We start from the raw sequence: 25408 nt of genomic DNA, 5'->3' as shown, positions 1-25408 counted from the left end.
CGAAGGGGACGGGTTGCACGGCTAGCGCGTACCATCGGCTGACCGCCGACACCGGAGCCCGCCATGGCCAATGACGTCACCCAGAAGCTCGCCGTGTTGATCGACGCCGACAACGCGAGGCCGGCCATCGTCGACGGGTTGCTCGCCGAGGTAGCGAAATACGGTACGGCCCACGTCAAGCGCATCTACGGCGACTGGACGGGGCCCAACCTCAACGGCTGGAAAACCGCCCTGCTCGATCATTCGATCCAGCCGATCCAGCAGTTCGCCTATACCTCGGGCAAGAACGCGACCGACTCGGCGATGATCATCGACGCGATGGACCTGCTTTACGCGGAACGCTTCGACGGATTCTGCATCGTGTCCAGCGACAGCGATTTCACCCGGCTGGCGTCGCGCATCCGCGAGGCCGGCCTCATCGTCTATGGCTTCGGTGAGCAGAAAACCCCGAAGGCCTTCGTTTCCGCGTGCGACAAGTTCATCTACACGGAAGTCCTGGTCGGTACCGAGCAGAACGAGAACGAGGTCGTGTCCGCGCCCAGGAGCGCGCACGAACTTCGCGGCGACACGAAGTTGATGAACCTGCTGCGCAACGCCGTGGAAGCCGCATCCGATGAAAACGGCTGGGCCGCGCTCGGTGGCATCGGCAGCATCCTCAGCAAGCGCTCGCCCGACTTCGATTCGCGCAACTACGGTTACTCGAAGCTGAGCGGGCTCATCAACGGCATCGGCCTGTTCGACGTCGAGGAGCGCCAGTTCGGCAATGCCAAGCATCTCTACGTACGCATGCGCGGCAAGGCGAAATGAGCGTATCGCTGGCCGATCATCTCGATCGTTCGCTGCGCGAGGCGGAAGATGCGCCACTCGTCGTCGCCTACAGCGGCGGCCCCGATTCCACCGCGTTGCTGCATGCGCTCGCCGGCCGGATGCCCCGCCCGGCGCTGCGCGCCCTCCACATCGATCATGGGCTGCATGCGGAGAGTGGTGCCTGGGCGGTGCATTGCCGCCGGTTCTGCGAATCGCTGGAAGTGCCCTGCGAGGTGGTTCGCGTGGCGGTCGACCTGACACGAGGCGAAGGTATCGAAGCGGCGGCACGTCGTGCACGGCATGCCGCGTTCGCGACGTCGCTCCGGCCGGGCGAACGGCTGGTGCTGGCCCATCATCGCGACGACCAGGTGGAAACCGTCCTGCTGAAACTGCTGCGTGGCGCCGGTCCGGAAGGCCTCGCCGGCATGCGTGAACGACGCCCGCTGGGCGCCGGCATGTTGTGGCGCCCCTTGCTCGACCTGCCGCGCATCGCGCTGCTCGACCATGTCGCCGAACATGGCCTGGGCACCATCCACGATCCCTCCAACGACGATCCCCGCGTCGCCCGCGGTTACCTGCGCGCGACGATCGTTCCCGCGCTGGTCGCCCAGTGGCCCCAGGCCGCCATCAGCATCACGCATGCCGCGCGCCTGTGCCGGGAGGCCACCGACAGTCTCCGCGACGGCTGGATGGACGCCCTGTCCCGCTTGAACGGCCAGCACGACACACTGGATGCCATGGGCTGGCTCGCCCTGCCTCCCGCCTGGCGAGCGCCGCTGTTGGAATACTGGCTACACGCGGCGGGCCTCTCCGCGCCGACCATCGCGCAACGCGAGGCGCTCGAACGGCAGATCCGCGAAGCCGCGGCGGAACGCCTGCCGCTGGTCGGTTGGGGCGGGACCGAGGTGCGCGTCTGGAAGGGCCGGCTCTGGGCCATGCGGCGGCGTGACGCCTTCGACAGCGACTGGTCGGCGGCATGGCATGGCGAGCCGCTCGTGCTCCCCGGCGGCGGCACGCTTTCCCTGTCCAACGGCAGGCTCGCCCGCGCCGTGACGGTGCGTTACCGGCGCGGAGGCGAAACCCTGCGTCCCCACGGGGACAAGCACACGCGTGAACTGCGGGACCTGTTCCAACAAGCGGCCGTACCCCCCTGGGAACGCCCCCGCATCCCGCTGGTCGAGGTCGACGGCCGCCTCGTCGCGGTCGCCGACAAGTGGCTAACCGACGAAGGAAAAAACCTCTTCGATGCGGCTGGCGGACGGCCGGTGTGGCACCGCGACGATTGATCGAAACCGCCATGTGAGCTAGTTTTGCGGGCATGCCGAAGTCCCCCGCCACTCCCGTGCCCGCCTCCTCGATTGCCGAATTCGAGCACTCGCTGGACGAGCTCGAACAGCTGGTCACCCGCATGGAAGGCGGCGAACTCAGCCTCGACGAATCCCTGAAGTCGTTCGAGCGCGGCATCGGTCTCTACCGGCATTGCCAGACCGCGCTGGAACAGGCGGAACTGCGCGTGCGCCTGCTGCTCGATCCCGAATCCCCCGATACCGCCGAACCCTTTGACTCCCGCATCGACTGACCTGCCGGCACCCCTCAGGGCGCTGGTCGGCCGCGCCGACGACGCGCTCGCACGCGCCCTGCCCGCCGAAAACCTCCCGCCCAGCGACCTGCACCGGGCGATGCGTTACGCCGTGCTCGGCGGCGGCAAGCGCCTGCGCCCCTTGTTCGTCTACGCGGCGGGCCATGCGCTCGGGTGCGATGGCACGATCCTCGATGCACCGGCCTGCGCGGTGGAGATCATCCACGCCTATTCGCTGGTGCACGACGACCTTCCCGCGATGGACGACGACGCCTTGCGTCGTGGCCGGCCCACCTGCCACATCGTGTTCGGCGAGGCCATGGCGATCCTCGCCGGCGACGCCTTGCAAGCGCTGGCGTTCGAGATCCTCGCCACGCCACACGGCGGCGGTGACGCCGACCAACGTATCGCCATGCTGCGCGCGCTGGGCGCCGCCTGTGGCGCGGAGGGCATGGCGGGGGGGCAAGCCTTCGACCTCGCCGGCGTGGGCCAGCAACTGTCGCTCGACGAGCTGGAGCGCATGCATGCCTACAAGACCGGCGCGTTGATCAGGGCGTCGATCCGCCTTGGCGCACTCGCCGCCGGTTGCTCGGATGCCGGCATGCTCGCCCGCCTGGATCGCTACGGCCACGCCGTCGGACTGGCTTTCCAGGTCCGCGACGACATCCTCGATGTCGAGGGTGAGTCCGCCGTGATCGGCAAGACCGCGGGCAAGGACGCCGCCGCCGACAAACCCACCTTCCCGTCGATCATCGGCCTCGATGCCTCCCGCGCGCGCCTGGCCGGTCTTGTCGACGAAGCCCTCGAAGCCATCGAACCCTTGGGCGAACGTGGCGAATGGCTGGCCGAACTGGCACGTTATTCCGCACACCGCGGCCACTGATCCCGCTCCATCCGCTTCGTTGGATAACGCCTGACGTCGGGCAAGCGGAAGTCCGGAGCCACGGCTCGGCTGCGCCATCGCTTTTTTGCGTCGAGGCAGGGGAGCCGCCGGGCGTCACCCTGGGAGCGATTCCGCAGGGAGGCGTAGGCCGGACGAGGACTTAGCGACCAGGGTGACGCCCGGCGGCTTCCCTGCCTCGCGGCCAAAACCAATACGATGGCGAAGCCGAGCCTGACGGCGAAACATCACCGGAAAGGCGTGAAGAACCAAAAGAAAGCCCGCCGAAGCGGGCTTTCCGTCAAGGCACCCCAATCAGGCGATCAGGCGCAATGCGAACGGATACCGATAGGTGCCGGTCTGGCTCACCCGTATCGCCGCGATGATGCAGAACACGAGGTTGAACAACCACAGCAGCGGCGTCAGGAACGCGCCGATGACGACGAAGGCGAGCACCCAGCAGATCACGTAACCGATCAGCACGGTGATCTGGAAGTTCAGCGCCTCCTTGGCCTCGGTCACGAGGTAGCTCTTTTCGGCACGATCTTTATGGACCAGCCAGACGATGAGCGGCACGATGATGCTGAAGATGATCCCCGAGAGATGGGTGAGCATCGCGATGTTCTTGTCGTCGGTATTGGGTGCCGCGGAACCAGTGGGCTCGTAAGGCGGCGGGGACGGCGGGGGTGACGGCGGGACCTGATCGGACGGCGTACTCATGGCGGAACTCCGTGGGCGATGTCGCGCCCACTGTCCGATTCGCCCGGCCGCCTGTCAAGGCGACTTGCGGCACAGGGGCGGCCCGCACGTCCCGGCGATCACTCCCCGGCGATCGTCATCTTATCGACCAGCCAGGAGCCGGTGAGGATATGCGACCGGCGGTCGACGTCCGCGCCCACCGCCACCAGGTTCGCGTACATGTCGCGCAGGTTGGCGGCGATGGTGATCTCCTCCACCGGGTAGGCGATCTGGCCGTTCTCGACCCAGAAACCCGAGGCGCCGCGCGAATAGTCGCCGGTGACGATCGACACGCCCTGCCCCATCACCTCGGTCACCAGCAGGCCGGTGCCCAGCTTGCGCAGCATGCCGGCGAAGTCGTCGTCACCCGTTTTCACGAAGAGGTTGTGTACGCCGCCCGCGTTGCCGGTGGACGTCAGGCCCAACTTGCGCGCGGAGTAGCTGCCGAGGATGTAGCGCTGCAGCACGCCGTCGACCACCAGCGGCGCGTCGAGGGTGGCCACGCCCTCGGCGTCGAACACCGACGAGCCCAGGCCACGGGGAATCAAGGGCTTTTCGTCGATGCGGAACCACGAGGGCAGGATCTGCTTGCCCGCGTGGTCCACCAGGAAGCTGGAGCGGCGGTACAGGGAGCCGCCGCTCACGGCGCCCAGCAGATGGCCGAGCAGCGAGCGTGCCACTTCCGGCGCGAACAGTACCGGCGCCTGACGGGTACCGATGCGCCGTGAACCAAGACGCGACAGCGTGCGTTCGGCGGCCTTGCGGCCGATCGCGGCGGCGTCCATGAAATCGCCCGCGTGGCGCACGCTGTCGTACCAGTAATCGCGCTGCATGCCGTCGTCATCGCCGGCGATCAAGGCCACCGAGAGCGAATGCCGCGTGCCGCGCTCGCGGCCGAGGAAGCCGTGGGAATTGGCGTATACCGAGAGACTTTGTCCCGCATTCACGCTGGAACCATCGGAATTCGTGATGCCGGCGACGGCCCGGCCGGCCTCCTCGATCTCCTGGCCCAGGGCGATCGCCCCGTCCACGTCGATATCCCACGGATGCCAGAGGTCGAGGTCGGGGAACGACGTGGCCATGCGATCGGCGTCCGCAAGGCCCGAGGCAGGGTCTTCCTCGGTGAACCTGGCGATGGCGCAGGCCTGGTCGATGGTGGCCTGGATCGAGTCAGGGTTGAGGTCGGCGGTGCTGGCCGAGCCCTTGCGCCGGCCGAAGTACACGGTCAGGGCGAAGCCCCGGTCACGCGTGTGTTCCACCGTCTCCACTTCGCCCAGGCGCACGTTCACGTTCAGGCCCACGTCGACACTGGCGGAAACCTCGGCCTGGGTCGCCCCCGCGGCGCGGGCACGGCGGATCGTGTCCTCGGCCAGGCTGGCAAGGCGATCGAGGTCCTGGTGGCTGGTGTCGAGGGTGGCAACTTGGCTCACGTGGGCATCCCGGGGGCTGGCGGTTAGAATGGCAGGCCGCACGCGGCCGACCCGATACAGATGGGGTCGCGTCACCCGATCAAAAGCAACGCACCGCGCATGGTGCCATGGAAATACCGTATGAGCGTCCGTGTCGGCTACTACCGTCACTTCAAGGGCATGCCCTACCGGGTGCTGGGTACCGCCCTGCACAGTGAGTCGATGGAGGAAATGGTTCTCTACCAGGACCTCTACGACCAGCACCGCCTGTGGGTGCGTCCCGCCGCGATGTTCGCCGAGACGGTGGAGCGCGACGGCAAGACCTTCCCCCGTTTCACGTTCGAGCGCGAAGCGGATTTCAAACCCATCACGGATGCCCAGTCATGAAGCCTGTCGACGACCGTCCGCGCGATGGGGACGAAGAGGACTTCGGCCCGAGCCGCAGCGAGAAGCGCCGCAATGCCCTCGATATCCTGAAGCTGGCCGGTCAGCTCATGGAGTTACCGCCAAGCCGCATTCCTAAGCTGAACTTGCCGGACGACATCGTCGAGGAGATCGGCAGGACGCGGAAGATCACCGCGCATATCGCACGCAAGCGGCAGTTGGCCTTCCTCGCCAAGCAGATGCGCCGGCACGGCGATGAGGCCTTCACCGATGCGCGTGCCGCATTGGGCGAGGATCGCGACCGCCAGCGGCAGGAAGCCGCGCACATGCATCGCCTGGAAGCACGGCGCGAACGATTGATGGAAGGTGGCGACGTCGCCCTCGGTGAATTGTTCGACCAGTACCCGGATCTCGACCGCCAGCACCTGCGCTCGCTGGTTCGCCAGGCCAAGGCCGAGCGCGAGGCGAACAAGCCGCTGCATGCGTTTCGCGAGTTGTACCGGATATTGAAAGAGCTGGAAGCCGCTTCACCCGGGGAATGAGCCCGCGACGGGTGCCCGCTGGGAGAACCCCGGTGGAAGGACCTGGTGGAAAGACCTGGTGGGAGCCGACCCTGTCGGCGATGGGTGCTTGCCGTAACCTGGCCCGCTGTCGCGGGATCGCCGACAAGTCGGCTCCCACCAGGCTGCCGTAACCTGGCCCGCTGTCGCGGGATCGCCGACAAGGTCGGCTCCCACCAGGGTATGAAGGCTCTCGCCGAACCGCTGGCTCCATCGAGGCATGAAGGGCCATGAAAAAGGGCGGTGGATTTCTCCACCGCCCTTTCTTTCTGCCGGTTCTCGCCGGCTATCGCTTAGAAGCCGATCCCGAGTTCGAGATGCTCCGGCTGGGTCTCGATCAGCGTCGAACTCTGGTCGGAGACATCGTCGTACGCGAAGCCGTACGCCTTGCCGTTCACGCCGTGCAGATGCCAGAAGCGCGAATAGTAGTTCGCCGGCGACTGCTGGTAGAACGAGCCGGCATCCTTCCACAACGTCGTGTCTTCCATCACGTGACGATTGAACGCGGCGCAGATCTGCGCTTCGAGCTGGCCTTCCACGCCCCAGGGATCGCTCGACCGGGCCAGTGCGCCCTTGCCTTCGAGTACGTCCTGCGTGCTGGGCTTGGCCACCTTGAACAGCATGCCTTCCGGCTCGTCCTGTTCGTGCGTGTCCGCCCAATTGGTATGCGTGAAGGTCAATACGCCGTCGATCACGGTGCCTTCGAACCGCTTGTTGCCGATGGTCATCTGCAACACGTGGTCCTGGTAGTACGTCCACGACCGGTCGATGTAGTCGTCGAAGTAATGTCCCTGCGGCTGCCCGGCGTCGAACGCCGCCTTGCCCGGCGCGAGGATGCGGATCGGGTCGGCGTCGCTCAGCTGGAACTCCGCGGGCACCTCCTGGTTGTACTGGGCGAAGATCTGCGCGCGCGTCTGCGTGATGCCCGACGACTCGTGCCTCGTCTTGTCCCCACCATACACATCGAGCGACAACGGGATCGAGAACTGATCGACCTGCGTCGTGTTGATGAAGATGGCGTTGTCGTTCCAGGTGAACTCATACCAGTCGTAGTACACGCCGATGTTCGGGTCGGTCCCGTTGAGCGGGTTCGGTCCCGCGAAACCGATCGAACCGTCGGCCGCCTTCAGGATCTTGATGTACATCGGCTCGCCGATCGACACGAAGATCCGTCCGGAGTCCATCTTCGGCAACTTGAGCAGCTTGGCCTGCGCCAGGGTGAAGAAGTAGTTCGGGTAATTCTGGCCATTCTTGGTCAGATGCCCCGGACCATCGTTGTCTTCCACCGCGGCGGCGGTCAACGTGCCGTCCGGCTTGACCCACGAGAACACCTGCGAAGCCGGATCGCGGCCGATCACGGCGACGTAGATCTGGTCGTCGCGATACCTGCCGTTCGTCGTGTTGCGCAGCTGCGTACCGATGAAGCCCGGGTACGTCTCGTAGTTGAAGCCCTGCGACGGATCGTTGGCCTGCGGGTTCTCCGGCGGCGTGCCGGTGTCGCCGCCGCCATCGGCGGCATAGACGCCCATTTCCCACAGCGAGTACCCATAGGGGCTGGAACGCTTGAGACCTGTCATGCGCACGTACTGTGCCGACCTGGCCGGGAAGGTGACGGTTTCCACACCACCCTGGCTGTTCTCGTTGTCGTATGCCGGCGTCCAGGTCTTGCCGTCGATCGAGGTGTCGATGCGATAGGCGAGCGCATGCGCGTTCTCCCACGACAGCACCACCTTTCCGATCACCTGCACCGAACCGAGATCGACCTGGATCCATTGGTCGTCGGTGAAACCCGAAGACCAACGTGTCCCCGCATCGCCGTCGTTGACGTTCTCGGGCTTGAAGGCCACCGCGTTCTCGCTGTCGGAAGCGAGCACCGTCTTCTTCAGGGCGAGATTGCCCGTGGCGGGAACGCCCACGTCGGGCTGCTGCGGCTGGGTCTGCTGCGGCTGGTCACCCACCGGTTGTTGTGGCTGCGACGCGGTGGCGGCCTGGTAGACCTCGAACTCGAACAGCGAGTTGCCGTAGCCGGTGGCGCGCGCCGTGCTGTTGATGCGCACGTACTGGGCGGTCACCGCCGCGAACGTCTGCGTATCGACGCCACCCTTGCCGACGATCGGGTCCTTGAACACGGGCGTCCAGGTCTGCCCGTCGTTGGACGTATCGAGCGTGTACGAGCTCGAATAGGCGTTCTCCCAGCGCAGGATCACGTGGTCGAAGGTCTTCGGCGCACCGAGGTTCAGCACCAGGTCGGTCGGGTCGATGCCCGGTGCCGAACTCCAGCGGGTGGTGAAGTCGCCATCGACCGCCTTGGACGCATCCAGGTCGCCACGCTCGGGATCGACGTGCGACGAAGCGATGGCGCCGAGGGCGATGTTCACGCCGCCCTTGCCATCACCCGGCGTACCCGGGCTCGGCGGGTTGCTACCGCCGCCATCACCCGGCTGTTGCGGTTGCTGCGGAGCCGGGCCAGCCCACGTCGGCGGGTCGAAGCCGTCGGTGGAGTTGTCGACGGTCAGCGTCACATCGTCGCTCGCCGTCGTGATCCCCTGGGCGCTGACCACGTTCACGCGCAGCACGCTACCGTTCTGCGCGGCCGCGAGGGCCCGCGTCGCGTACGTACCGTCGGCCGTGCTCGACAGCAGGGACAGGACATCCTGGTCGTTGGCGTCCTTGGTCACGGTGTACCAGTCGTACGTCAGCGGACCCACGCCCGTCGCTGTCACCGCGAAGTGCGCCGAGCGGCCCACGCCCGCTTTCTGGGATGACGGCTGCCCGGTGATCACCGGGGCGACCGCCTTGGCTCCCTTCACGCACAACACGTGGCCAGGATTGTTTTCCGCCACTTCGCGGTGGACGTCGCCGGTCGAGTTCACCTGGAAGGCGAACGTCGAATCGTTCGGGTCCTTGCCTTCCGTCCAGGTGGTCCAGGCACCGGGGAACGCCGCCGTCGAGTAGTTCTGGCCGGCGATGGCCAGCGCTTCGGCGACGGTCGGCAAGCGCATGCTCGCCGCCGTGCAGGTCGAGATCGCCACGGATTGCGTGAACTGCGCGCCCTGGTCGGAGAAGCCGCGCTGGATGCGGTCCCACTGCAGGCCACTCAGGGTGTCGGTCACGAGGTTGGAACCGGTCGTCGTCGTGTAACGGTCGGTCAGGTTGCAGCAGGTGGGTGAGTTGTACACCTCGAACTCATACAGCGAGTAGCCGTAGTCCGTGGCGCGCGCTATGCCCTGCATGCGGACATAGCGTCCCGTGACGGGCTTGTCGAACGTCACATCCTCGGTGCCGCCGATGCTCGTGTCGGTGTGGTACGCGACATGCGTATCGAAACCGGTGTTCGGGTCATCCGAATACTGGATCTCGTACGAGGTGGCATGCGCGTTCTCCCACTTCAGCACCACGCGGTTGAACGTGCGCGATGCACCGAGGTCGACCGTGATGAACGCCTTGTCGTCGCCGATCTTCGAACCCCAGCGCGTGGTCTCGTCGCCATCGACGGCCTGCCATGCCGCGGTGCCCTGCGGGTTTTCCACTTCCGAGGCGAGCGTCGCCTTTTCGCGCGCCAGGTTCGCACCGGGCGGGGCCAGGGTGAGCTTGGCGGACGTGGTCGCCGCCGTGCCGGTGATGTTGCTCACCGAGACGGTGTACGTGCCGATATCACCCGGCTGCACCGACGGAATCGTCAGCGTCGGCAGGTCGTCGCCCACCGGCGTACCGTCGTGCGACCACTTGTAGTGGAACGGCGAGGTACCGGCCACCAGCGTGGATGCATCGAAGATGGCCGGCTGCCCGGGATTCGCACGAACGTCGGCCATCGTTCCGGTGATCACCGGCGGGCGCGCCGCGTTCACGGTGAGCGGAGCGGTGATCGACGGGGCGGAACTGCCGAAATTGCTGACGACCACGGAGTAACCCACGTTGTTGTCGGCCACGCTCAGCGTCGGCGTGTCATAGCTCGGGTTCGTCGCACCCGGAATGGGCGCGTTGTTCTTCATCCATTGATAGGTCAGCGTCGGCGACCCCGATGCCGCGACCTGGAAGTGGGCGCTCTGTCCCTCGTCCACGTTTTGCGGCTGCGGCTGGGCCGAGATCACGACCTGGCTGAACGGGAATACCTTCAGCGTGGCCGGCGCCGATGCCTGGTCCGGCCCCTGGCCGTGGACGACGACGGAATACGTGGAACCGTCGTCCGCCAGCGTCGTCGCAGGGGTGGTGTAGCTGGCACCCGTCGCACCCGGGATCTCGACGCCATTCTTCTTCCAGGTGAAGGTCAGCGGCGGAGCGCCCGAGGCCGTCACGGAGAAGCGGCCTACATCGCCGACGGTCACTTCCTGGCCGATCGGTTGCGCGATGATGGCCGGTGGACCGGAGACGGTGGGCGCGGCGGGCACGTCGACGATGTTGAACGTCGCGGAGCCCGTCAGCAGACCCGGTGCCGAGGCGGTCACCGTGACCTGGCCGGCCGCGAACTTCGAGCGCAGCGCGATCTTCTGCAGGCCGCCTTCGAATTGCAGCTCATGCGAGCCCGGCGAGTGATAGCCGTGCAGCGGCTCCGGAACGTAAACGCCCGGGTTGGCCGGCTGCTCTCCCGGCTGGAGACCGGCGCTGTAGTCGACGTACTGCTGCGTGCCGCCCTGGTAGGTGACGATGTCCGCACCCGACACCACGTCGAACGTCACCTTCTGCGACGCGTCCGGGACGACGACACCGTTCGCGTCGACCACCTTGGCGACGATGAAGGCGGCGTCCGACCCGTTCGCGGTGACCTGGAAGCGGGTGCCGTCGGGCCTGACCACCGCCGGCACCACATCGAGTTCGATATGGTCGGCCGTGCCCGCGGTCATCACCGTATCGGCCACCGGATTGCCGCTGTCGTCGGTACGTACGTTACCCAGCGCGTCGAGGCACTGGGCCGTCGCGCTGCCCTTCTGCCATGTCACGTTCCAGTGGACCTGGCCGGGCAGCTTCGTGGTCATCTGCGCCTTGTCGGAGCCGACGATCTTGCCGGTCAGTTCGTCCACCGCACCGTTCTCGGCGTTATAGGACGCATCGTCGATCGTGTCCCAGGTGTTGGGCGTCTGGTCGAGTCCCTGGGGCACGCCGTTGATCAGCAGGCGGACCTTCGGGCAGTTGCTGAACGCGTTGACCTGGATGTCGCCCGCGCGGTTCCAGTGGTGCGCCAGCTTGACGACCGGACGGAGTTCGTAGGGAACCCAGACCGATTCGTAGATGTAGTACAGCATGCGCGGGAAACGGTTCGCGTCGGTCATCGACGCGTTGTTGCCGCGGACGTTGTGACGGAAAGCCTTGATCGGATTTCCATCCGGATGGTTCGCGATGTTGCCGTTCGCGTCACGCTGGTAAACCCAGTGGGTATCGTCCTCGAGACCTTCCACCATCTCGATGACTTCGCCCGGGGTATCGGACATGTACCACTGCGCCATGCCGAAGGTGCCCACCTTGCGCGCCTGCGAGTACGGCACGAGGTAGTTCAAGGCGAAGGCCAGTTCGTGGTCGTACGAGTGGCGCAACGTACCCGGCCCCCAGTATTCCGCGCCCCATGCCGGCTTGTTCGGGAATTCCGTGGAGTGCAGGTAAGTCTCGCATCCCGCCTTCGAGCAGCTGAGGATGTCGCCATTGGCGGCATCGGGCGTGCGGTCGGCGGCGGCACGAGGGGCGATGTTGTCCCACGAGCGCGCGAGCGCACGCAGTTCCACCGCGAACGGCGTGAACATCGCGCCGTTGTCGTGTTCCCAGGCCAGGATCGACGGGTGGCTGCGATCGCGGATCACGATGTCGCGATGGACCTCGCGCTTGATCGTCCACATGTCGTTGCAGGCCTTGTCACCGGCGGCACAGGGATTGGCGAAACCGTTCTCGCCATCGCCGCTGGGCTGCACGATGAACACACCCAGCGCATCGGCGGCCTCGACGAACTCGGGGCTCGACGGCGAGTGGCCCGGACGCCAGAGGTTGCCACCACCGGCGGCAAGCTGCTGCAGGTCGCGCCACTGCTGCTCCTCGGGCACCGAGGAACCCAGTGCAGGATAGTCGTAGCGGCCCGAGCCGCCCCACATGTACTGCTTCTTGCCATTGACGTAGGGAAAATCCTTATCCCACGTGATGGTGCGGATACCGAGCGTGCTCTGCTTCGCATCCACCACGACGCCGTCGATGCTGACGGTGTGCAGCACCTTGTAGAGGTACGGCTTGCCGTCCAGGCTGTTGTTCGGATACCAGAGCGTGGGATGCGGGACCGTCAGCGTCTCGTCGAAGACCGGCGTCTGGTCGCTGGGAACGAAGTTCGGCGCCAGCGTCTTCTGCTGCTGGTCCGACACGACGACGTTGCCCTGGGCATCGACGATCTGCGTGGTCAGGATGACGGCCTTCGGGTCCTTCGTCTCGTTCACGACATTGGTCTGCACGCGAACGGTGGCGCTGCTGTGGTCGGCGGCGATGCTCTGCGTGCCGACGTACGTACCCCAAGTGTTCTGCCCCGCATACACATTCTCCGGAATATGCACGAAGTTCGTCACGTGCAGTTTTACCGGGCGGAACAAGCCGGCCTCGGCCTGGCCGAAGCGGAACGAGCCGGAGAATCCCGGGTCCTCGAAGAAACCGCCGCCGCTGCGGCTCACCTTGACCGCCAGCACGTCGGTGCCATCGAACTTCATCAGCGGCGTCAGGTCCACGATATGCGGCAGGAAGCCGATGACGTGGGTGGCGTTTTCATTTGGCTGGCCGGCCTGGTTGAGCACGCCGGTGCCATGGATGAACTGGCCGTTGAGGTAGACACGGTCGCCCGTGTGCGCACCCTCGAACTCGACCATCACCTTCTTGCCGGCGAACTTCGCCGAGTCGGTCAGCTTGACGCGATACCAGCTGGTCTCGCCGTCCAGGCTGCCCTGGCCGCCGCCGGACTCCTGGTTGATGAAGGTGGTGAAATCGTTGGCCGCGTGCGGGATGCCGACGGTCAGCCAGCTACTGTCATTGAAGGTCGGATTGGCCCCGTCGTCGCCGTTGGGCACCGGCGCGTACACCACCGGGTCGTTCGGATTGACGATGGCCTGCTTGGTGTACTTCCAGGGCCGTGCGCCGAGGTTGATGTCCTGCCGATCCGACGGCGCGAGCGTGACGGCCTGTGCCGTCGCGGTCACGCCGACGAACACGAAGGCGAGCAAGGCTGAGAGCCTCGCCCGCCTTTGCATGCTGCCGGGTGATGTGGGTTGTCGTTTCATTGGAGCGGGGTCCCCTGTTTGTGCCACGTGGGAACAGCGCGATGCTCGGCGCGCACGACGCCATCAGCCGGCGAACGAATCGCCGGCTGCCTGTGTCGTTCCGCGGTGAGTGGACTGTCAACCCTGATGCCGGTCTGTGCGAGCCCCTGCTGCTCTACCGGGTTTAGCCATCCATACGCTGTCTGCGCGGATCATCCGCCTGCGTAATGACAGTCACAATACCAAATAGGGGTAACGACCCGCGAAGGTCGACCATACGCTCGCGTTCCGTGACACGCGTCCGGTTTATCGCAAGTGGATAGGTTTGGACAAGACGGCTTTCGGTCAGGCGGCGGTGCCACCGACGGTCATGCCGTCGACACGCAGGGTCGGCTGACCGACGCCGACCGGTACGCTCTGGCCGTCCTTGCCGCACACGCCCACGCCTTCGTCGAGCGCCAGGTCGTTGCCGATCATCGACACGCGCGTGAGCACGTCCGGGCCCGAGCCGACCAGCGTGGCGCCCTTGACCGGACGCGTGACCTTGCCGTCCTCGATGAGGTACGCCTCGCTCGCGGAGAAGACGAACTTGCCGTTGGTGATATCCACCTGCCCGCCACCGAAATTCACCGCGTAGATGCCGCGCTTCACCGAGCGGATGATCTCCTCCGGCTCACGGTCGCCGGCGAGCATGTACGTGTTGGTCATGCGCGGCATCGGCAATTGCGCGAACGACTCGCGGCGGCCATTACCCGTGGACTTCACGCCCATGAGGCGCGCATTGAGTTTGTCCTGCATGTAACCCTTGAGGATGCCGTTCTCGATCAGCGTGGTGCATTCGGTGGGCGTGCCTTCGTCGTCGATGCTGAGCGAGCCGCGCCGGCCCGGCAGCGTGCCGTCGTCGACCACGGTGACGCCCTCGGCCGCCACGCGCTGGCCGATGCGGCCGGCGAAGGCGGAGCTGCCCTTGCGATTGAAATCGCCTTCGAGTCCGTGCCCGATGGCCTCGTGCAGGAGGATGCCCGGCCAGCCGGGACCGAGCACGACGGTCATGCTGCCCGCCGGAGCGTCCACGGCCTCGAGGTTGACCAGCGCCTGGCGCACGGCTTCGGCGGCGAACGCATGCGCGCGGCCTTTCTCGATCAGTTCCCGATAACCGTATCGACCACCTCCGCCGGCGTGTCCCTGCTCGCGACGGACGCCCTGCTCGGCGATCACCTGCACGTTCAGGCGTACCAGGGGGCGCACGTCGGCGGCCAGCGTACCGTCGGAACCGGCGACGAGGATCGTGTCCATCGTCGCCGCCAGGCTCACCACCACCTGTTTCACCCGCGGATCCAGCGAACGCGCGTAGGCGTCCACTTCACGCAGGAGCGCGATCTTCTCCTCGTTGGGCAGGCTCTCGACCGGATCGATCGCGGGATACAGCCCACGCCCGGTGGCGATCGCCAGCGGCTTGCCCGACCCCGCACCACCCTGGGCGATGGCACGCGCGGCACGCGACGCCTCCAGCAGCTGCGGCAGGACGATTTCATCCGAGTAGGAGAAGCCGGTCTTCTCGCCGGAGATCGCCCGTACACCGACGCCCTGCTCGATCGAATGGCTGCCGTCCTTCACGATGCCTTCCTCCAGCACCCAGGACTCGCTGCGCGAGTGCTGGAAATACAGGTCAGCGGCATCGATCGAGGGACCCATGAGCTGGGAAAACACCCGGTCCAGGTCGTTGGAGGCAAGGCCGCCGGGCGTGAGCAGGCGACGTTCGGCGAGGGAAATCAGGGAATCCATCAAGGCAGCCGGTAGCGAAAGCGGGAACCCCGATGATGGGGCCTGGAACCGTCAGGTTAAACCCTGGAGCCGTGTTTGGCAGGGCCCGCCGCGCCATTGCTTCGCCTCTTGAGGAGCTTCTCCTGCTTCTCCAGTACCGACCAGGGAACAATGGCATCCAGGGTGGCCGCCATGAGATCGCGTGTCATCTCGCGGTCGTAGGAGGCCTGGAGCCCCGTCCAGAATTCATCGGACATGCCGAAGAACCGGGACAGCCGCAACCCGGTATCCGCCGTGACCGCCCGCTTGCCGGCGACAATCTCACCGATGCGCGGAGCAGGCACGCCAATAGCCTTCGCCAGGCGGTACTGGGTGAGTCCGAGTGGCTTCAGGAATTCTTCCAGCAATATCTCGCCGGGGTGGGGATACGGAACCTCGCGCATACGGCGGTCCTCTTAGTGGTAATCGACGATGGTGACGTCATGGGCATGACCATCGCGCCAAACGAAACATACGCGGAACTGGTCATTGAAACGGATGCTGTACTGCCCGTCACGTGTCCCGCGCAGGGGCTTCAAACGATTTGCCGGTGGCCGTCTGAGGTCGTCCAGCGTCAGCGCGTCATGAATCGCCGCCAGCTTGCGAAGCACGATGCGCTCGATATTTATCCACCTTCGAACACGCTCGCCACCGAACAGTGCCTCGGCCTCCGAGTCGCCAAACGACTTGATCATGAGTAGTAACGCTGCTCGATAATAACGAGCAACGATACTATTCGCAATGATTTCCCCGATCAGCCCGCGTGCGACGCTGGCTGGCGTCAGCGCGCTTCGGGGGAGGTCGAGGGGCCGCCCTTGTCGATGGGTGTGAAGACAGGCTTATCCCAGCTGCCGGTGACGTGGTAACGCTTGCGCGCGGCCTGGTTGAGGCCCCTGCCGAGGATGCCCTGCACGGCGAGGCCCGCCGCCGCTCCCACCGGGCCACCCGCGAGGGCCCCCACTACCGGGAGGCTGCTACCGAGGTGAGGAACGACCAGCACTTCCTGGTCGTAGTCGCGCGCCTTGAGGCCGGCGCGGCCGGTGATCGTGATCTCCGCGGCGGGAGCGCGGATCTTCAGGTTCTGCGTGGTGGCATTGCCATCGGCGAAACGGAAATCTCCCGCGATCGAATCGAAGGCGAAGCCTTTGCCCAGGACATCGCCGAAATCCAGCGACAAGCGCCGCGGGAGTTCGGTCACCGAGACGAGACCGAACAGCCGGCCCACGCCGGGCTGTACTTCGAGGATGCGTCCGTTGGCGACGTCGACCCTCAGGGTGCCATCCATGTTCGCCAGTGCCAGCGCGGAAGGTCCGCCCGGCCACGCCGCGTCCAGCCGTGCCTCGGCGCGGCCACCCTGCAGGATGCCGGCGAAGCCGAGCGCATCGAACATGCGTGCCACGTCCTCGGAGGCGAAGTCCATCGACAGATGGGTGCGGCTGCGCTTCTCGTCACCGTTCCAGTCGCCCGTGGCGGTGATCTGGATGTTCTTCGACTGCGCCCGCAGCTGGTCGATGTGCATGCCCTCGTCGGTCGGCCAGGTTTCCAGCCGCGCCTCGCCGAGGCGCGCCTTGCCCAGGCGCATGTCCGTCACTTGCAGATGCAATGGCGGCAGGCTGGCGGGAGCCACGCCGGCTTCGTTCGCATCCGGCGGTTTCGGTGCCTGGGCAGGTGTTTCCCTGGCCTCTTCCGCCTTGGCCACCGTGGCGGCGACGGTCGTGGCGCCAGCGGCCACCGTCTTGCCCTTCTTCGCGGCGTCGGCCGCGTCATCGGCCGCGGGCCACCACAGGCGGTCCATGCGCGCGGTGATGCCGCGCCGACGCAGTTCCTCGTTAGGCACCGTCATCTGGCCAGCCATGGCGTCGCTGTCCACGCGCAAGGACAGTGCTTGCGCACCGGGACGGGCGACGAGATGCATGTTGGCGAAATGCTGGCCGAAGACTTCGCTGTCGTCCGCGCTCACGTCCAGCGCCGACAAGCCGGGCCCGCTGCCTCCGCTGGAAAGTCCGACCACGTATTGGACCCAGCCGGAAACATCGAGCCGGGCGGCGTGACCGCCGATCAGGTAACCCTGCGCGGGCATCGTCGCGGGTACCGTGCTGCCGAGATTGAACGCCGCGGCGATAGGAGCCGTGTCGGTCGGCAGGCGCAGGCGACCGCGCACGACATCGCCCAGCGCGACATCCAGGCGCGCGCCGTCCACGGGAAGTCCGACACGCACCGAAAGCGGCGTGGCGGCATTCGCCGGTTTCTTCACCGGCGTGGGCATCGTCAGCTCCACGCCACGCAGGTCGGAATCGACGCGCAGCGTCTGTGCGGTGGCATCGCCCTGCCCGGTCTTGCTCAGGTCGAAGCCGATGCGGAACGTGCCGCGTCCCTTCGCGATATCCGCCAGCCATTTCAGGTTTTCGAAATCGCCGATCATTTCGCCGACCGTGAAGGCGCCGGTGAGCGACGCATCGACGATCTTCGCCGGATCGCCGGTCGCACCCGCGATGGCGACGTCGAGGTCGGCGGGCTGGCCGCGGTACGCGGTCTTCAGGCCCTTGGCCGAGAAGCCCGTGCCATCGAACGTCATCGGCCCGGTGATCTTGTCGAGGCGCAGCTTCCACGCGTCGGCGACGAGGTCCGCGTCCTTGATGGTCGCCTTGCCTTGCAGCGTGAAGTCCTTCGCGCTCTTCAGGGGCATCAGCAGGTTGAAGCCGAATTCACCCGTGCCGCCGAGCTTCATCGCGTCGAGCGCCTCGCGGCTGCGACTGGCGACCGGGCTGTTCTTGATGAAGTCGAGATAGCTGCCACCGGTGCCCGCGCCGCTCACCTTGAGATCGAGGATGCCATCGGCGAAATCGGGGATGGCCGCCGACGCGGAACTCACGGCGTTGCCGAGCGAATGACCTTCGGTCGCCTCGACGTACATGCCGTTGCCGATGAAGTTGGCGACGGCGGCGACGCCCTCGGCACGCGGCCATCCCGTGCCGTAGTCGAGTACCAGGTCGGCGATCGCGGCACGTGCCTCGAAGCGCCCTTCCTGGTTCTTGAACGGAAACTCGCGCAGGTTGCCGCGAAGCAACGCCGAGCCGCCCTCGATGCGACCGGACACGAGTCCACGATTGAGCCAGTTCTGGGCGCCTTCCGACATCGAGTGAATCGGCCAGAACAGTTTGGCGGCGGGCACCTCGCCTTCGCCGAGCGCGACGTACATGTCCATGAAGGGACCGGTGTCGGCCGCCGGCAGGACGAGTTCGCCACGCACCTGGCCGCCGTAACCCTCGCCACGGAAATCCAGCGGGTCGACGCCGATGTGCCAGTCATCTTCGTCCTTGTACACCGCGATGTCGCCGCCAAGAGAGGCCATGACGAACGGTTTGCGGAACACACCCGTGGCGTCGATCGTGGTGGGCTGCTTCGGCAGGCTGAGCGCCAGTGCCTCGCCATCGCCGAACACCTCGCCTTTCAACGAAGACACGCCAGGCAAGCTGCCGCTGGCGTCGATGCCCACGCCGGAAAAGGTGGCATGCGCGAAGCTCACGCCGTCGACGGAGTTCCAATCCGCGCGAAGCTGGTCGAAACGTCCATGCGGATGCCCTTCGCCGAGCCAGCGCGCCAGCGATGGCGAGACTTGCGGCAAGACGCCCGCCCAGGGCAGCAGCGGCGCAAGATCGAGCGTGCGCCCGACCAGCGTGCCGTCGCTGCGATCCCCGGACTTGCGCAGCACGAGGGCGACGTCGCTGCCATCGTTCCCTGCCCAGTCGATACGCTGTCCGTCGGCGGTACGGTGGAAATCGACGACGCCATGCAGGCCCGCGGTGCGTACCGTGCGTGCCGGACCGCGAATGGCGAGGTTATCGAGGTCGAGCCGCGACGTCGCGCGCACCACGTGCGCATCGCGCCAGTCGAGCCAGGTTTCGAAACGTCCCTTGCCGCCCGCCAGGGCGTAGCCGCCGGCGTCGAAATCGCCGGTGAGCGCCGCGAAGTCGACATCGGCGCCCTTGACGTAAATGCGTCCGCTCGACCCGTCGTCGGCGAAGCGGCCGGCGGCGCTCAACAGTCCACTGACATGCTCGCGGCGCAAGGTCCCGCCGAAGCGGATCGTTCGGCCTTGCAGGCTGATCCGCAGCTGGTCGGCCACCAGGCCGTAGTGTCGCCGGGTGGTGTCGTCGGCGATGTCCAGGTGCAGGTTGCCCAGCCAGAGGTCGGCCGAAAGATTGCCCAGCGACACCTTCTGGGTGCCGCCGCCCGCACCGAAACCGTCGATGCTCCAACGCCCGTCGACGGCCCGGCGCAAGCCGAGGCGAAGATCGCTCAGGCGCAGGTTGATGAGGTGCCGCGACGGCAGCACGAACGCGCCGAAATCGAGCTTCACCGCCGCCTGCGGCAGGTGCAGCGGTTCACCGCCCTCCACCGGCGCGATGGTCACGTCGCGCATCACGAACAGCGGGCCCGATGGCCGCCAGAAGCCTTCCAGCGAGGCGAAACGCACCGGACGATGCAGGCGCTCGCTGAGCATGGCGGCCACGCGTTCCGGATAACGTGCGGCCAGCGGCAGCAACAGCTGGCCGAGCGCCATCACGATCGCGAGGGCGACCAACAGGCTCGCGACCAGACCCAGGAAGAAGAACCGCAGGCGTCGTGCGCGATGGCGCCAGTGCGGACTCACCGGCCCGGGTTCCGGCGGCGCGCGCCGGGTTCAGAGGAGGACGACATCGAACTGTTCCTGCGAGTAATGCTCTTCCGCCTGGAAGCGGATGCTCTTGGCGATGAATTCTTCCAGCTCCGCGACGGCCGCCGATTCCTCCTCGAGGATGCGGCCGACCACCTTGGGGCTGGCCATCACCAGGAGTTTCTGCGCGTTAAACTGGCGTACCGCCCGCGTGATCTCGCGGAATATCTCGTAGATCACCGTCTCGGCGGTCTTCAGCGTGCCGCGGCCGCTGCAAGCGGGACACGGTTCGCACAACTGGCGTTCGAGGCTTTCCGTGGTGCGCTTGCGGGTCATCTCGACCAGGCCCAGGGCCGACATCGGATAGACCGTGGTCTTCGCGTGATCCTTCGCCAGGCCCTTCTCGAGCATGCGCAATACCTGGCGCTTGTGCTCGTCGTCGATCATGTCGATGAAGTCGATGATGATGATGCCGCCGAGGTTGCGCAGCCGCAGTTGGCGAGCCGCCGCCTGCGCGGCCTCGAGGTTCGTGCGGTACACGGTTTCCTCGAGGTTGCGGGTACCGAGGTAACCGCCCGTGTTGACGTCGATGGTGGTCATCGCCTCGGTCTGGTCGACGATCAGGTAGCCGCCCGATTTCAGCGGCACTTCCTTGCGCAGCGCACGCTGGATCTCGTCCTCCACGCCATAGAGGTCGAAGATCGGCCGTTCGCCCGCGTAGTGCTCGATGCGGTCGGACAGCACCGGCATGAACTTGTGCACGAACTTGACCGTTTTCTCGTAGGTTTCGCGTGAATCCACGCGAACCTTCTCGATGCCGTCGTTGAGCGAATCGCGCAGGGAGCGCAGCGGCAGCGAGAGTTCCTCGTACACGCGCTCGCCGACCTTGGCCTTCTGGATGTTTTCCTGCACCACGCGCCAGACCTTGCCGAGGTAGGTCACGTCGAACGCGAGCGATTCCTCCGACTGGCCTTCCGCGTTGGTGCGCACGATGTAGCCCAGGTGGTTCTCGCCGATCAGCGGGTTGAGGATGTCCTTGAGCCGCTGGCGCTCGGTTTCTTCCTCGATGCGCACCGATACGCCCAGCGTGCGCGAATGCGGCAGGAGGACGAGGTAGCGCGACGGGATCGACAGGTGGGTGGAAAGCCGTGCGCCCTTGCTGCCGATCGGGTCCTTGACCACCTGCACGACGATTTCCTGTCCCTCGTGCACCAGCTCGGAGATCGACGGCACCGGCCCATGGCCGTTGCCCTTGCCTTCCACCGGCGCATCGGTCGGTGGCAACGGCGGGCGCACGATGTCGGAGGCGTGCAGGAACGCGGCACGCTCCAGCCCGATCTCCACGAACACGGCCTGCATGCCCGGCATCACGCGCTGTACGCGTCCCTTGTACACGTTGCCCACGTAGCCGCGCTTCTGCGCACGCTCCACGTGGACTTCCTGGAGCATGCCGTTCTCGACGATCGCCACCCGCGTCTCACGCGGCGTGACATTGATCAGTATTTCTTCGCTCACCGGCGCCCCTTTTCCTTGAGTCATCGTGCTTTATAGCCCGCGCGTCGACAGCCTGTCACTGACCGTGGAGGAGCTGGAAGGTTTCGAACAGGGGCAGGCCCATGACGCCGGAGTAACTGCCCGAGAGATGTTCCACGAAGGCCGCGGCGGCGCCCTGGATCGCATACGCGCCCGCCTTGCCGAAACACTCGCCGGTGGCCACGTAGGACGCGATGGCGCGCCCGGAGAGCGGCGCGAAGCGCACGGTCGATACCGATACCGCCTGCCGTTCCCCGCCGGCCTCCACCAGCCATACGGTCGAGAGCACCCGATGCTCGCGACCGGCAAGACGGCCGAGCATGGCCACGGCGTCCGCGGCGTCACGGGGTTTGCCGAAGACTTCGTCGCCGAGTACCACCTCGGTGTCGGCGCCCAGCACCCGTGCGCCCGGTTCGCCCATCACGCGTGCGAATCCCGCCCGCGCCTTGTCCCGCGCCACGCGTGACACATAGGCGTCCGCTGGCTCGCCAGGCTCGCGGATCTCCTCCACGTCCACTTCGAGGACCCGGTGGTCTTCGCCGATCTGGCTCAGGAGTTCGCGGCGGCGGGGCGATTGCGAGGCCAGGTACAGCACGGCGGTTCCTTCAGGCGCGGTGATAGGGGTGGCCTGCCACGAGGGTCGTGGCGCGGTAGAGCTGCTCGGCCAGCACGAGGCGAACAAGCATGTGCGGCAATGTCAGCGGCCCCAGCGACCAGGTCTGGTCCGCCCGGGCCAGCACCTCGGGCGCGTGGCCGTCGGGGCCCCCGATGAGGAAGGCGACATCGCGTCCACCCATGCGCCATTGCTCCAGCTGCCGGGCGAGGTCTTCGCTGGACCACGCCTTGCCGCGCCCGTCGAGGGCGACGACGTGGATGTCGCGTGGCAGCGTCGCCAGGATGGCGACGCCCTCGTCGAGCGTCGCCCGTGCGTCGTCGCGGCCCTTGCCGCGCGCACCGGGCTTTATCTCGACCAGTTCGAGGGGAAAATCGTGGGACAGCCGCTTCCGGTATTCGGCGAAGCCTTCGGCCACCCAGGCCGGCATGCGTTCGCCGACCGCGATGAGGCGAGCCCGCACGGCGGGCTCAGGCGTTCGCGGCTTCGGCGCCGTCGTCGCCGACGGTCCAGAGACGCTCCAGGCCGTAGAACTCGCGGATGCGCGGCATCATCACGTGGACGATGATGTCGCCGAGGTCGACGAGCACCCATTCGGCTTCGGTCTGTCCTTCGACGCCGAGCGGCATCACGCCCGCCTCCTTGGCGAACTTGATGACTTCGTCGGCGATCGACTTGACGTGACGGGCGGAGGTGCCCGATGCGATGAACAGGATGTCGGCGATGGAGGTCTTGCCGCGGACATCGATTTCACGGACGTCCTTGGCCTTGAGGTCTTCGAGGGCGGCAACCACGCGCTGACGCAGATGTTCGTTGGTGGCGGCGGACTTGGCCTTGCGGGATGCGGTCGAACTCAAGATACGGAAACCTCATGCGGCGGAATGCCGGGGTTGGGACGAGTATAACCCCGGGGGGTCTGGGGTGCGTCAAATGCCTGGGCAGGTAAAAGGCATCGCCGACAGGGTCGGCTCCCACCAGGGCGCCGCTGCCTGCCTGGTGGGAGCCGACCCTGTCGGCGATTAGCGCCCGAGGGCGCGATACGGCGCCAGCAAGGCCTCGTCCGCGAAGCACGCCGAGGGCATCAGGAAGCGCGGTTCGCCACCCGCCGCGAAGGACTCGCGGATCGCCGTGGCGGCGATGTCGAGCGGCGTGATCGCGATGTCGACCACCTGTCCGGATGGCCCGCTCAAACGTTCCACCCGGCGCCCGGCGATGAAAGCCGCCAGCTCACCCGACAACGGGTGGGTCGTCCCGGGCCGCGTCAGCACGCCCACGTGGGCGAACGCGAACAGTTCCCGCCAAAGGTGCCAGGACGCCAGTCCGGCGAACGCATCGGCGCCCACCAGGAGCACCAGCGACCGCTCCGGCCCGATGTCGGCACGCAGGGAGGCCAATGTGTCGACCGTGTAAGAGGGACCGTCGCGGTCCAGTTCGCGGGTATCGATGGCGAGGCGATCCTGTCCCCCGAGCGCCGCGCGCAGCAAGGCGACGCGGCCGCTGGCATCGGCGACCGGCGGCGGCCGGTGCGGCGGCGTGCGCGCGGGTACCAGGCGCACCTCCGCGTCGAGCGCCTCGGCCGCCTCCCAGGCGGCCCGCAAGTGGCCGTGATGGACCGGATCGAAGGTGCCACCGAGGATGGCGAGCGGGCGCGGCCGGCTCATGCGAACACGGTGGCCGCGCGCGGCTCGGCGATGGCGGCAACGAGCCTTTCGGCTTCCAGCCAGGGATCGCCTTGCTCGCGGCCCTTGGCCATGCGATCGATGCGCGCGGCACGGGCGAGGCAAGCCATCCAGTGCTCGCGCGGCGCGCGGCGCAGCGCCTTGCGGAAGAGTTGCTCACGCGCGGGCCAGAGACGTTCGGCCTTGGCCTGCGCGCCGAAATCACGGGCATTGGCCAGGCGCATGGCGAGTTGCAGCTGGTTGACCAGCCAACCCATGAGCGCGATGAGTTCGTCGCCTTCCGCGCGCAGGCCGGCGAGGATGCGCAAGGCGCGTCCTCCCTCACCCGCGAAGGCGGCGTCGGTGAGCTTGAATGCGTCGTAGCGGGCGCTATCGGCGACGAGACCTTCCAGTGTCGTGGCGTCGAGGCGCTGATCGCCGGCGAGGACGACGAGCTTGTCCACCTCCTGGGCAGCGGCCAACAGGTTGCCTTCCACGCGCTCGGCCAGCATCGCCACGGCGTCGGGGGTGGCCTTGACGCCGCGCGAGGCGAGTCGCGCGCCGATCCATTGTGTCCATTCATGCGGCCGCGGGGCGTTGAACACCACCTGGACGCCGCCCTGGTCGACCGTCTTGGTCCACACCGCCTCGTGCTTGCTGCTCCACTCGGTGGCGGTGATCAACAAGGTCGTGTCCGGCGGCGGATTGGCCACGAATTCAGAGATCGCCGCGCCGCCATCCTTGCCCGCGCGGCCGCCGGCGAGGCGCAGGTCGAGCAGGCGCCGGGTCGCGAACAGCGACAAGCCCGCCGAGGCACGGGCGAGATCGTCCCAGTCGAAGCGGCTGTCCGCCTCCAGCACCTCGCGCTCGGAGTAACCGAGCCGGCGCGCCATGGCGCGCACGGCATCGGCCGCTTCCAGCACGAGCAGTTCCTCGCCGGCCAGCAGGTAGACCGGCGCCATGCGGTCGCCGGCGAGATGCTTCTGCCACTGGCTGGGATTGAAGGGCACGCCGCCGGCTCAGTTCGAGGTGGCTGGCGCCTGCGCGGGCGCCGCCATGGCCGGATGCGCGCCAGCGGCCTGCAAGCGGAACAGGATCGCCTGGACCATGTCGCCGATGAGGCTGCGCTGCAGCTCTTCGGTCTGGCTCGCGGTACCGATGGTATTGGTCGCGTCGTAGCTGAATTCGCGGGACATATCGACCGCCTGCGACGGGATGATGATCGTGCCGTCGCCCGCCTTCGCGTTGAAGTCGACGTGGTAGCGCACCGCGTATTCCGTGACGCGGGCGGTGCCGCTGACGGTCAGCGAATCGGTGCGGAACGTGTTCGAGGTGACCGCCAGTTCGGCCGCGTCGATCGAGGGCTTGTCCACGATCGTCACGTCGGAATTCTCCAGCGCCCGGGTGAGCTCGCGTTCGAGCTTGCCGCCGCCGGATACCGTGAGATGGATCTTCTTCATCCCCGGTGGCAACGCCGCGCTCTGGCGCAGGTGGAAGCCGCAGGCACTGACCAGGGCCGCGATGGAGACCAGCGCGGCGATGCGAAGCGAACGAAGGAGGTTCGGGCTCATGG

At 66.7% G+C, this 25408-nt stretch carries 20 protein-coding genes; 6 read left to right on the top strand and 14 right to left on the bottom strand.

What is annotated here, in order from left to right:
* Positions 1–63: 63 nt before the first annotated feature.
* The 4 genes from ACR9Y6_RS01240 to ispA are packed head-to-tail and all read left to right on the top strand — an operon-like array spanning position 64 to position 3269.
* Positions 64–807: an NYN domain-containing protein gene (locus ACR9Y6_RS01240; RefSeq protein WP_448098521.1), complete on the top strand. Its 744-nt coding sequence runs from the start codon at positions 64–66 to the stop codon at positions 805–807.
* Entirely contained in the window at positions 804–2093 is a 1290-nt protein-coding gene (gene tilS / locus ACR9Y6_RS01235) for a tRNA lysidine(34) synthetase TilS (RefSeq protein ID WP_481279631.1), read from the top strand. Before ACR9Y6_RS01240 ends, tilS begins: the two co-directional genes overlap by 4 nt.
* Positions 2094–2125: 32 nt before the next feature.
* A complete protein-coding gene (locus ACR9Y6_RS01230) occupies positions 2126–2386 on the top strand; it encodes an exodeoxyribonuclease VII small subunit (RefSeq protein ID WP_481279630.1) in 261 nt (86 codons plus the stop codon).
* Entirely contained in the window at positions 2367–3269 is a 903-nt protein-coding gene (gene ispA, locus ACR9Y6_RS01225) for a (2E,6E)-farnesyl diphosphate synthase (protein WP_481279629.1), read from the top strand. The genes ACR9Y6_RS01230 and ispA overlap by 20 nt, the downstream gene beginning before the upstream one ends.
* 312 nt (positions 3270–3581) lie before the next feature.
* Here ispA and ACR9Y6_RS01220 read toward each other — a convergent pair whose 3' ends face one another.
* Both ACR9Y6_RS01220 and pmbA read right to left on the bottom strand, forming a co-directional pair.
* Positions 3582–3986 (bottom strand): DUF4870 domain-containing protein, encoded by a 405-nt coding sequence (locus ACR9Y6_RS01220; protein WP_481279628.1) that lies wholly within the window; start codon positions 3984–3986, stop codon positions 3582–3584.
* Positions 3987–4084: 98 nt separating this feature from the next.
* The gene (pmbA, locus tag ACR9Y6_RS01215; protein ID WP_481279627.1) at positions 4085–5434 is read right to left on the bottom strand and encodes a metalloprotease PmbA; all 1350 of its coding nucleotides are present in this window, start codon (positions 5432–5434) and stop codon (positions 4085–4087) included.
* Between the two features lie 120 nt (positions 5435–5554).
* Here pmbA and ACR9Y6_RS01210 point away from each other — a divergent pair, with 120 nt between their 5' ends.
* Together ACR9Y6_RS01210 and yjgA are read left to right on the top strand one after the other, a co-directional pair.
* Complete coding sequence (locus tag ACR9Y6_RS01210) at positions 5555–5800, top strand: DUF1653 domain-containing protein (RefSeq protein WP_481279626.1); 246 nt, start codon at positions 5555–5557, stop codon at positions 5798–5800.
* On the top strand, positions 5797–6339 hold the full coding sequence (gene yjgA / locus ACR9Y6_RS01205) for a ribosome biogenesis factor YjgA (RefSeq protein WP_481279625.1): 543 nt from the start codon (positions 5797–5799) through the stop codon (positions 6337–6339). Before ACR9Y6_RS01210 ends, yjgA begins: the two co-directional genes overlap by 4 nt.
* A 311-nt stretch (positions 6340–6650) precedes the next feature.
* Here the strand turns inward: yjgA and ACR9Y6_RS01200 are convergent, their stop codons facing one another.
* The 12 genes from ACR9Y6_RS01200 to ACR9Y6_RS01145 all read right to left on the bottom strand — a co-directional run bounded on the left by ACR9Y6_RS01200 (position 6651) and on the right by ACR9Y6_RS01145 (position 25406).
* Positions 6651–13535, bottom strand: coding sequence for a beta-1,3-glucanase family protein (locus ACR9Y6_RS01200; protein ID WP_481279624.1), 6885 nt, complete (start codon positions 13533–13535; stop codon positions 6651–6653).
* Positions 13536–13916: 381 nt separating this feature from the next.
* Positions 13917–15356 carry a metalloprotease TldD gene (gene tldD / locus ACR9Y6_RS01195; RefSeq protein ID WP_481279623.1) on the bottom strand — a complete coding sequence of 480 codons (1440 nt, stop codon included), beginning with the start codon at positions 15354–15356 and terminating at the stop codon, positions 13917–13919.
* A gap of 56 nt (positions 15357–15412) precedes the next feature.
* A complete protein-coding gene (locus ACR9Y6_RS01190) occupies positions 15413–15778 on the bottom strand; it encodes a HigA family addiction module antitoxin (protein ID WP_481279622.1) in 366 nt (121 codons plus the stop codon).
* A 12-nt stretch (positions 15779–15790) separates the two neighbouring features.
* Positions 15791–16069, bottom strand: coding sequence for a type II toxin-antitoxin system RelE/ParE family toxin (locus tag ACR9Y6_RS01185; protein ID WP_481279621.1), 279 nt, complete (start codon positions 16067–16069; stop codon positions 15791–15793).
* Between the two features lie 86 nt (positions 16070–16155).
* Entirely contained in the window at positions 16156–20028 is a 3873-nt protein-coding gene (locus ACR9Y6_RS01180) for a YhdP family protein (RefSeq protein WP_481279620.1), read from the bottom strand.
* Positions 20029–20058: 30 nt separating this feature from the next.
* Complete coding sequence (gene rng, locus ACR9Y6_RS01175) at positions 20059–21546, bottom strand: ribonuclease G (protein WP_481279619.1); 1488 nt, start codon at positions 21544–21546, stop codon at positions 20059–20061.
* Between the two features lie 55 nt (positions 21547–21601).
* Positions 21602–22159, bottom strand: a complete 558-nt coding sequence (locus ACR9Y6_RS01170; protein ID WP_481279618.1) for a Maf family protein — start codon at positions 22157–22159, stop codon at positions 21602–21604.
* Positions 22160–22169: 10 nt separating this feature from the next.
* Entirely contained in the window at positions 22170–22640 is a 471-nt protein-coding gene (gene rlmH, locus ACR9Y6_RS01165) for a 23S rRNA (pseudouridine(1915)-N(3))-methyltransferase RlmH (RefSeq protein ID WP_306850077.1), read from the bottom strand.
* A gap of 7 nt (positions 22641–22647) precedes the next feature.
* Complete coding sequence (gene rsfS, locus ACR9Y6_RS01160; RefSeq protein ID WP_371024808.1) at positions 22648–23034, bottom strand: ribosome silencing factor; 387 nt, start codon at positions 23032–23034, stop codon at positions 22648–22650.
* A gap of 162 nt (positions 23035–23196) precedes the next feature.
* Positions 23197–23838 carry a nicotinate-nucleotide adenylyltransferase gene (gene nadD / locus ACR9Y6_RS01155; protein WP_481279617.1) on the bottom strand — a complete coding sequence of 214 codons (642 nt, stop codon included), beginning with the start codon at positions 23836–23838 and terminating at the stop codon, positions 23197–23199.
* Positions 23835–24845, bottom strand: a complete 1011-nt coding sequence (holA, locus tag ACR9Y6_RS01150) for a DNA polymerase III subunit delta (RefSeq protein ID WP_481279616.1) — start codon at positions 24843–24845, stop codon at positions 23835–23837. The genes nadD and holA overlap by 4 nt, the downstream gene beginning before the upstream one ends.
* 9 nt (positions 24846–24854) lie before the next feature.
* Entirely contained in the window at positions 24855–25406 is a 552-nt protein-coding gene (locus tag ACR9Y6_RS01145) for an LPS-assembly lipoprotein LptE (RefSeq protein WP_481279615.1), read from the bottom strand.
* Between the last annotated feature and the right edge of the window lie 2 nt (positions 25407–25408).

It is taken from the genome of Luteibacter sp. TLI7-4A, from assembly GCF_056754745.1.
Note: the sequence above shows the minus strand (reverse complement) of the source record. Positions and strands in the feature narration are given on the sequence as shown.

Excerpts from the sequence above, each read along its gene's own strand:
- ACR9Y6_RS01240 (WP_448098521.1), top strand. The coding sequence starts at position 64 with ATGGCCAATGACGTCACCCAGAAGCTCGCCGTGTTGATCGACGCCGAC.
- tilS (WP_481279631.1), top strand. The coding sequence starts at position 804 with ATGAGCGTATCGCTGGCCGATCATCTCGATCGTTCGCTGCGCGAGGCG.
- ACR9Y6_RS01230 (WP_481279630.1), top strand. The coding sequence starts at position 2,126 with ATGCCGAAGTCCCCCGCCACTCCCGTGCCCGCCTCCTCGATTGCCGAA.
- ACR9Y6_RS01220 (WP_481279628.1), bottom strand. The coding sequence starts at position 3,986 with ATGAGTACGCCGTCCGATCAGGTCCCGCCGTCACCCCCGCCGTCCCCG.
- ACR9Y6_RS01210 (WP_481279626.1), top strand. The coding sequence starts at position 5,555 with ATGAGCGTCCGTGTCGGCTACTACCGTCACTTCAAGGGCATGCCCTAC.
- yjgA (WP_481279625.1), top strand. The coding sequence starts at position 5,797 with ATGAAGCCTGTCGACGACCGTCCGCGCGATGGGGACGAAGAGGACTTC.
- tldD (WP_481279623.1), bottom strand. The coding sequence starts at position 15,356 with ATGGATTCCCTGATTTCCCTCGCCGAACGTCGCCTGCTCACGCCCGGC.
- ACR9Y6_RS01190 (WP_481279622.1), bottom strand. The coding sequence starts at position 15,778 with ATGCGCGAGGTTCCGTATCCCCACCCCGGCGAGATATTGCTGGAAGAA.
- ACR9Y6_RS01185 (WP_481279621.1), bottom strand. The coding sequence starts at position 16,069 with ATGATCAAGTCGTTTGGCGACTCGGAGGCCGAGGCACTGTTCGGTGGC.
- nadD (WP_481279617.1), bottom strand. The coding sequence starts at position 23,838 with ATGAGCCGGCCGCGCCCGCTCGCCATCCTCGGTGGCACCTTCGATCCG.
- ACR9Y6_RS01145 (WP_481279615.1), bottom strand. The coding sequence starts at position 25,406 with ATGAGCCCGAACCTCCTTCGTTCGCTTCGCATCGCCGCGCTGGTCTCC.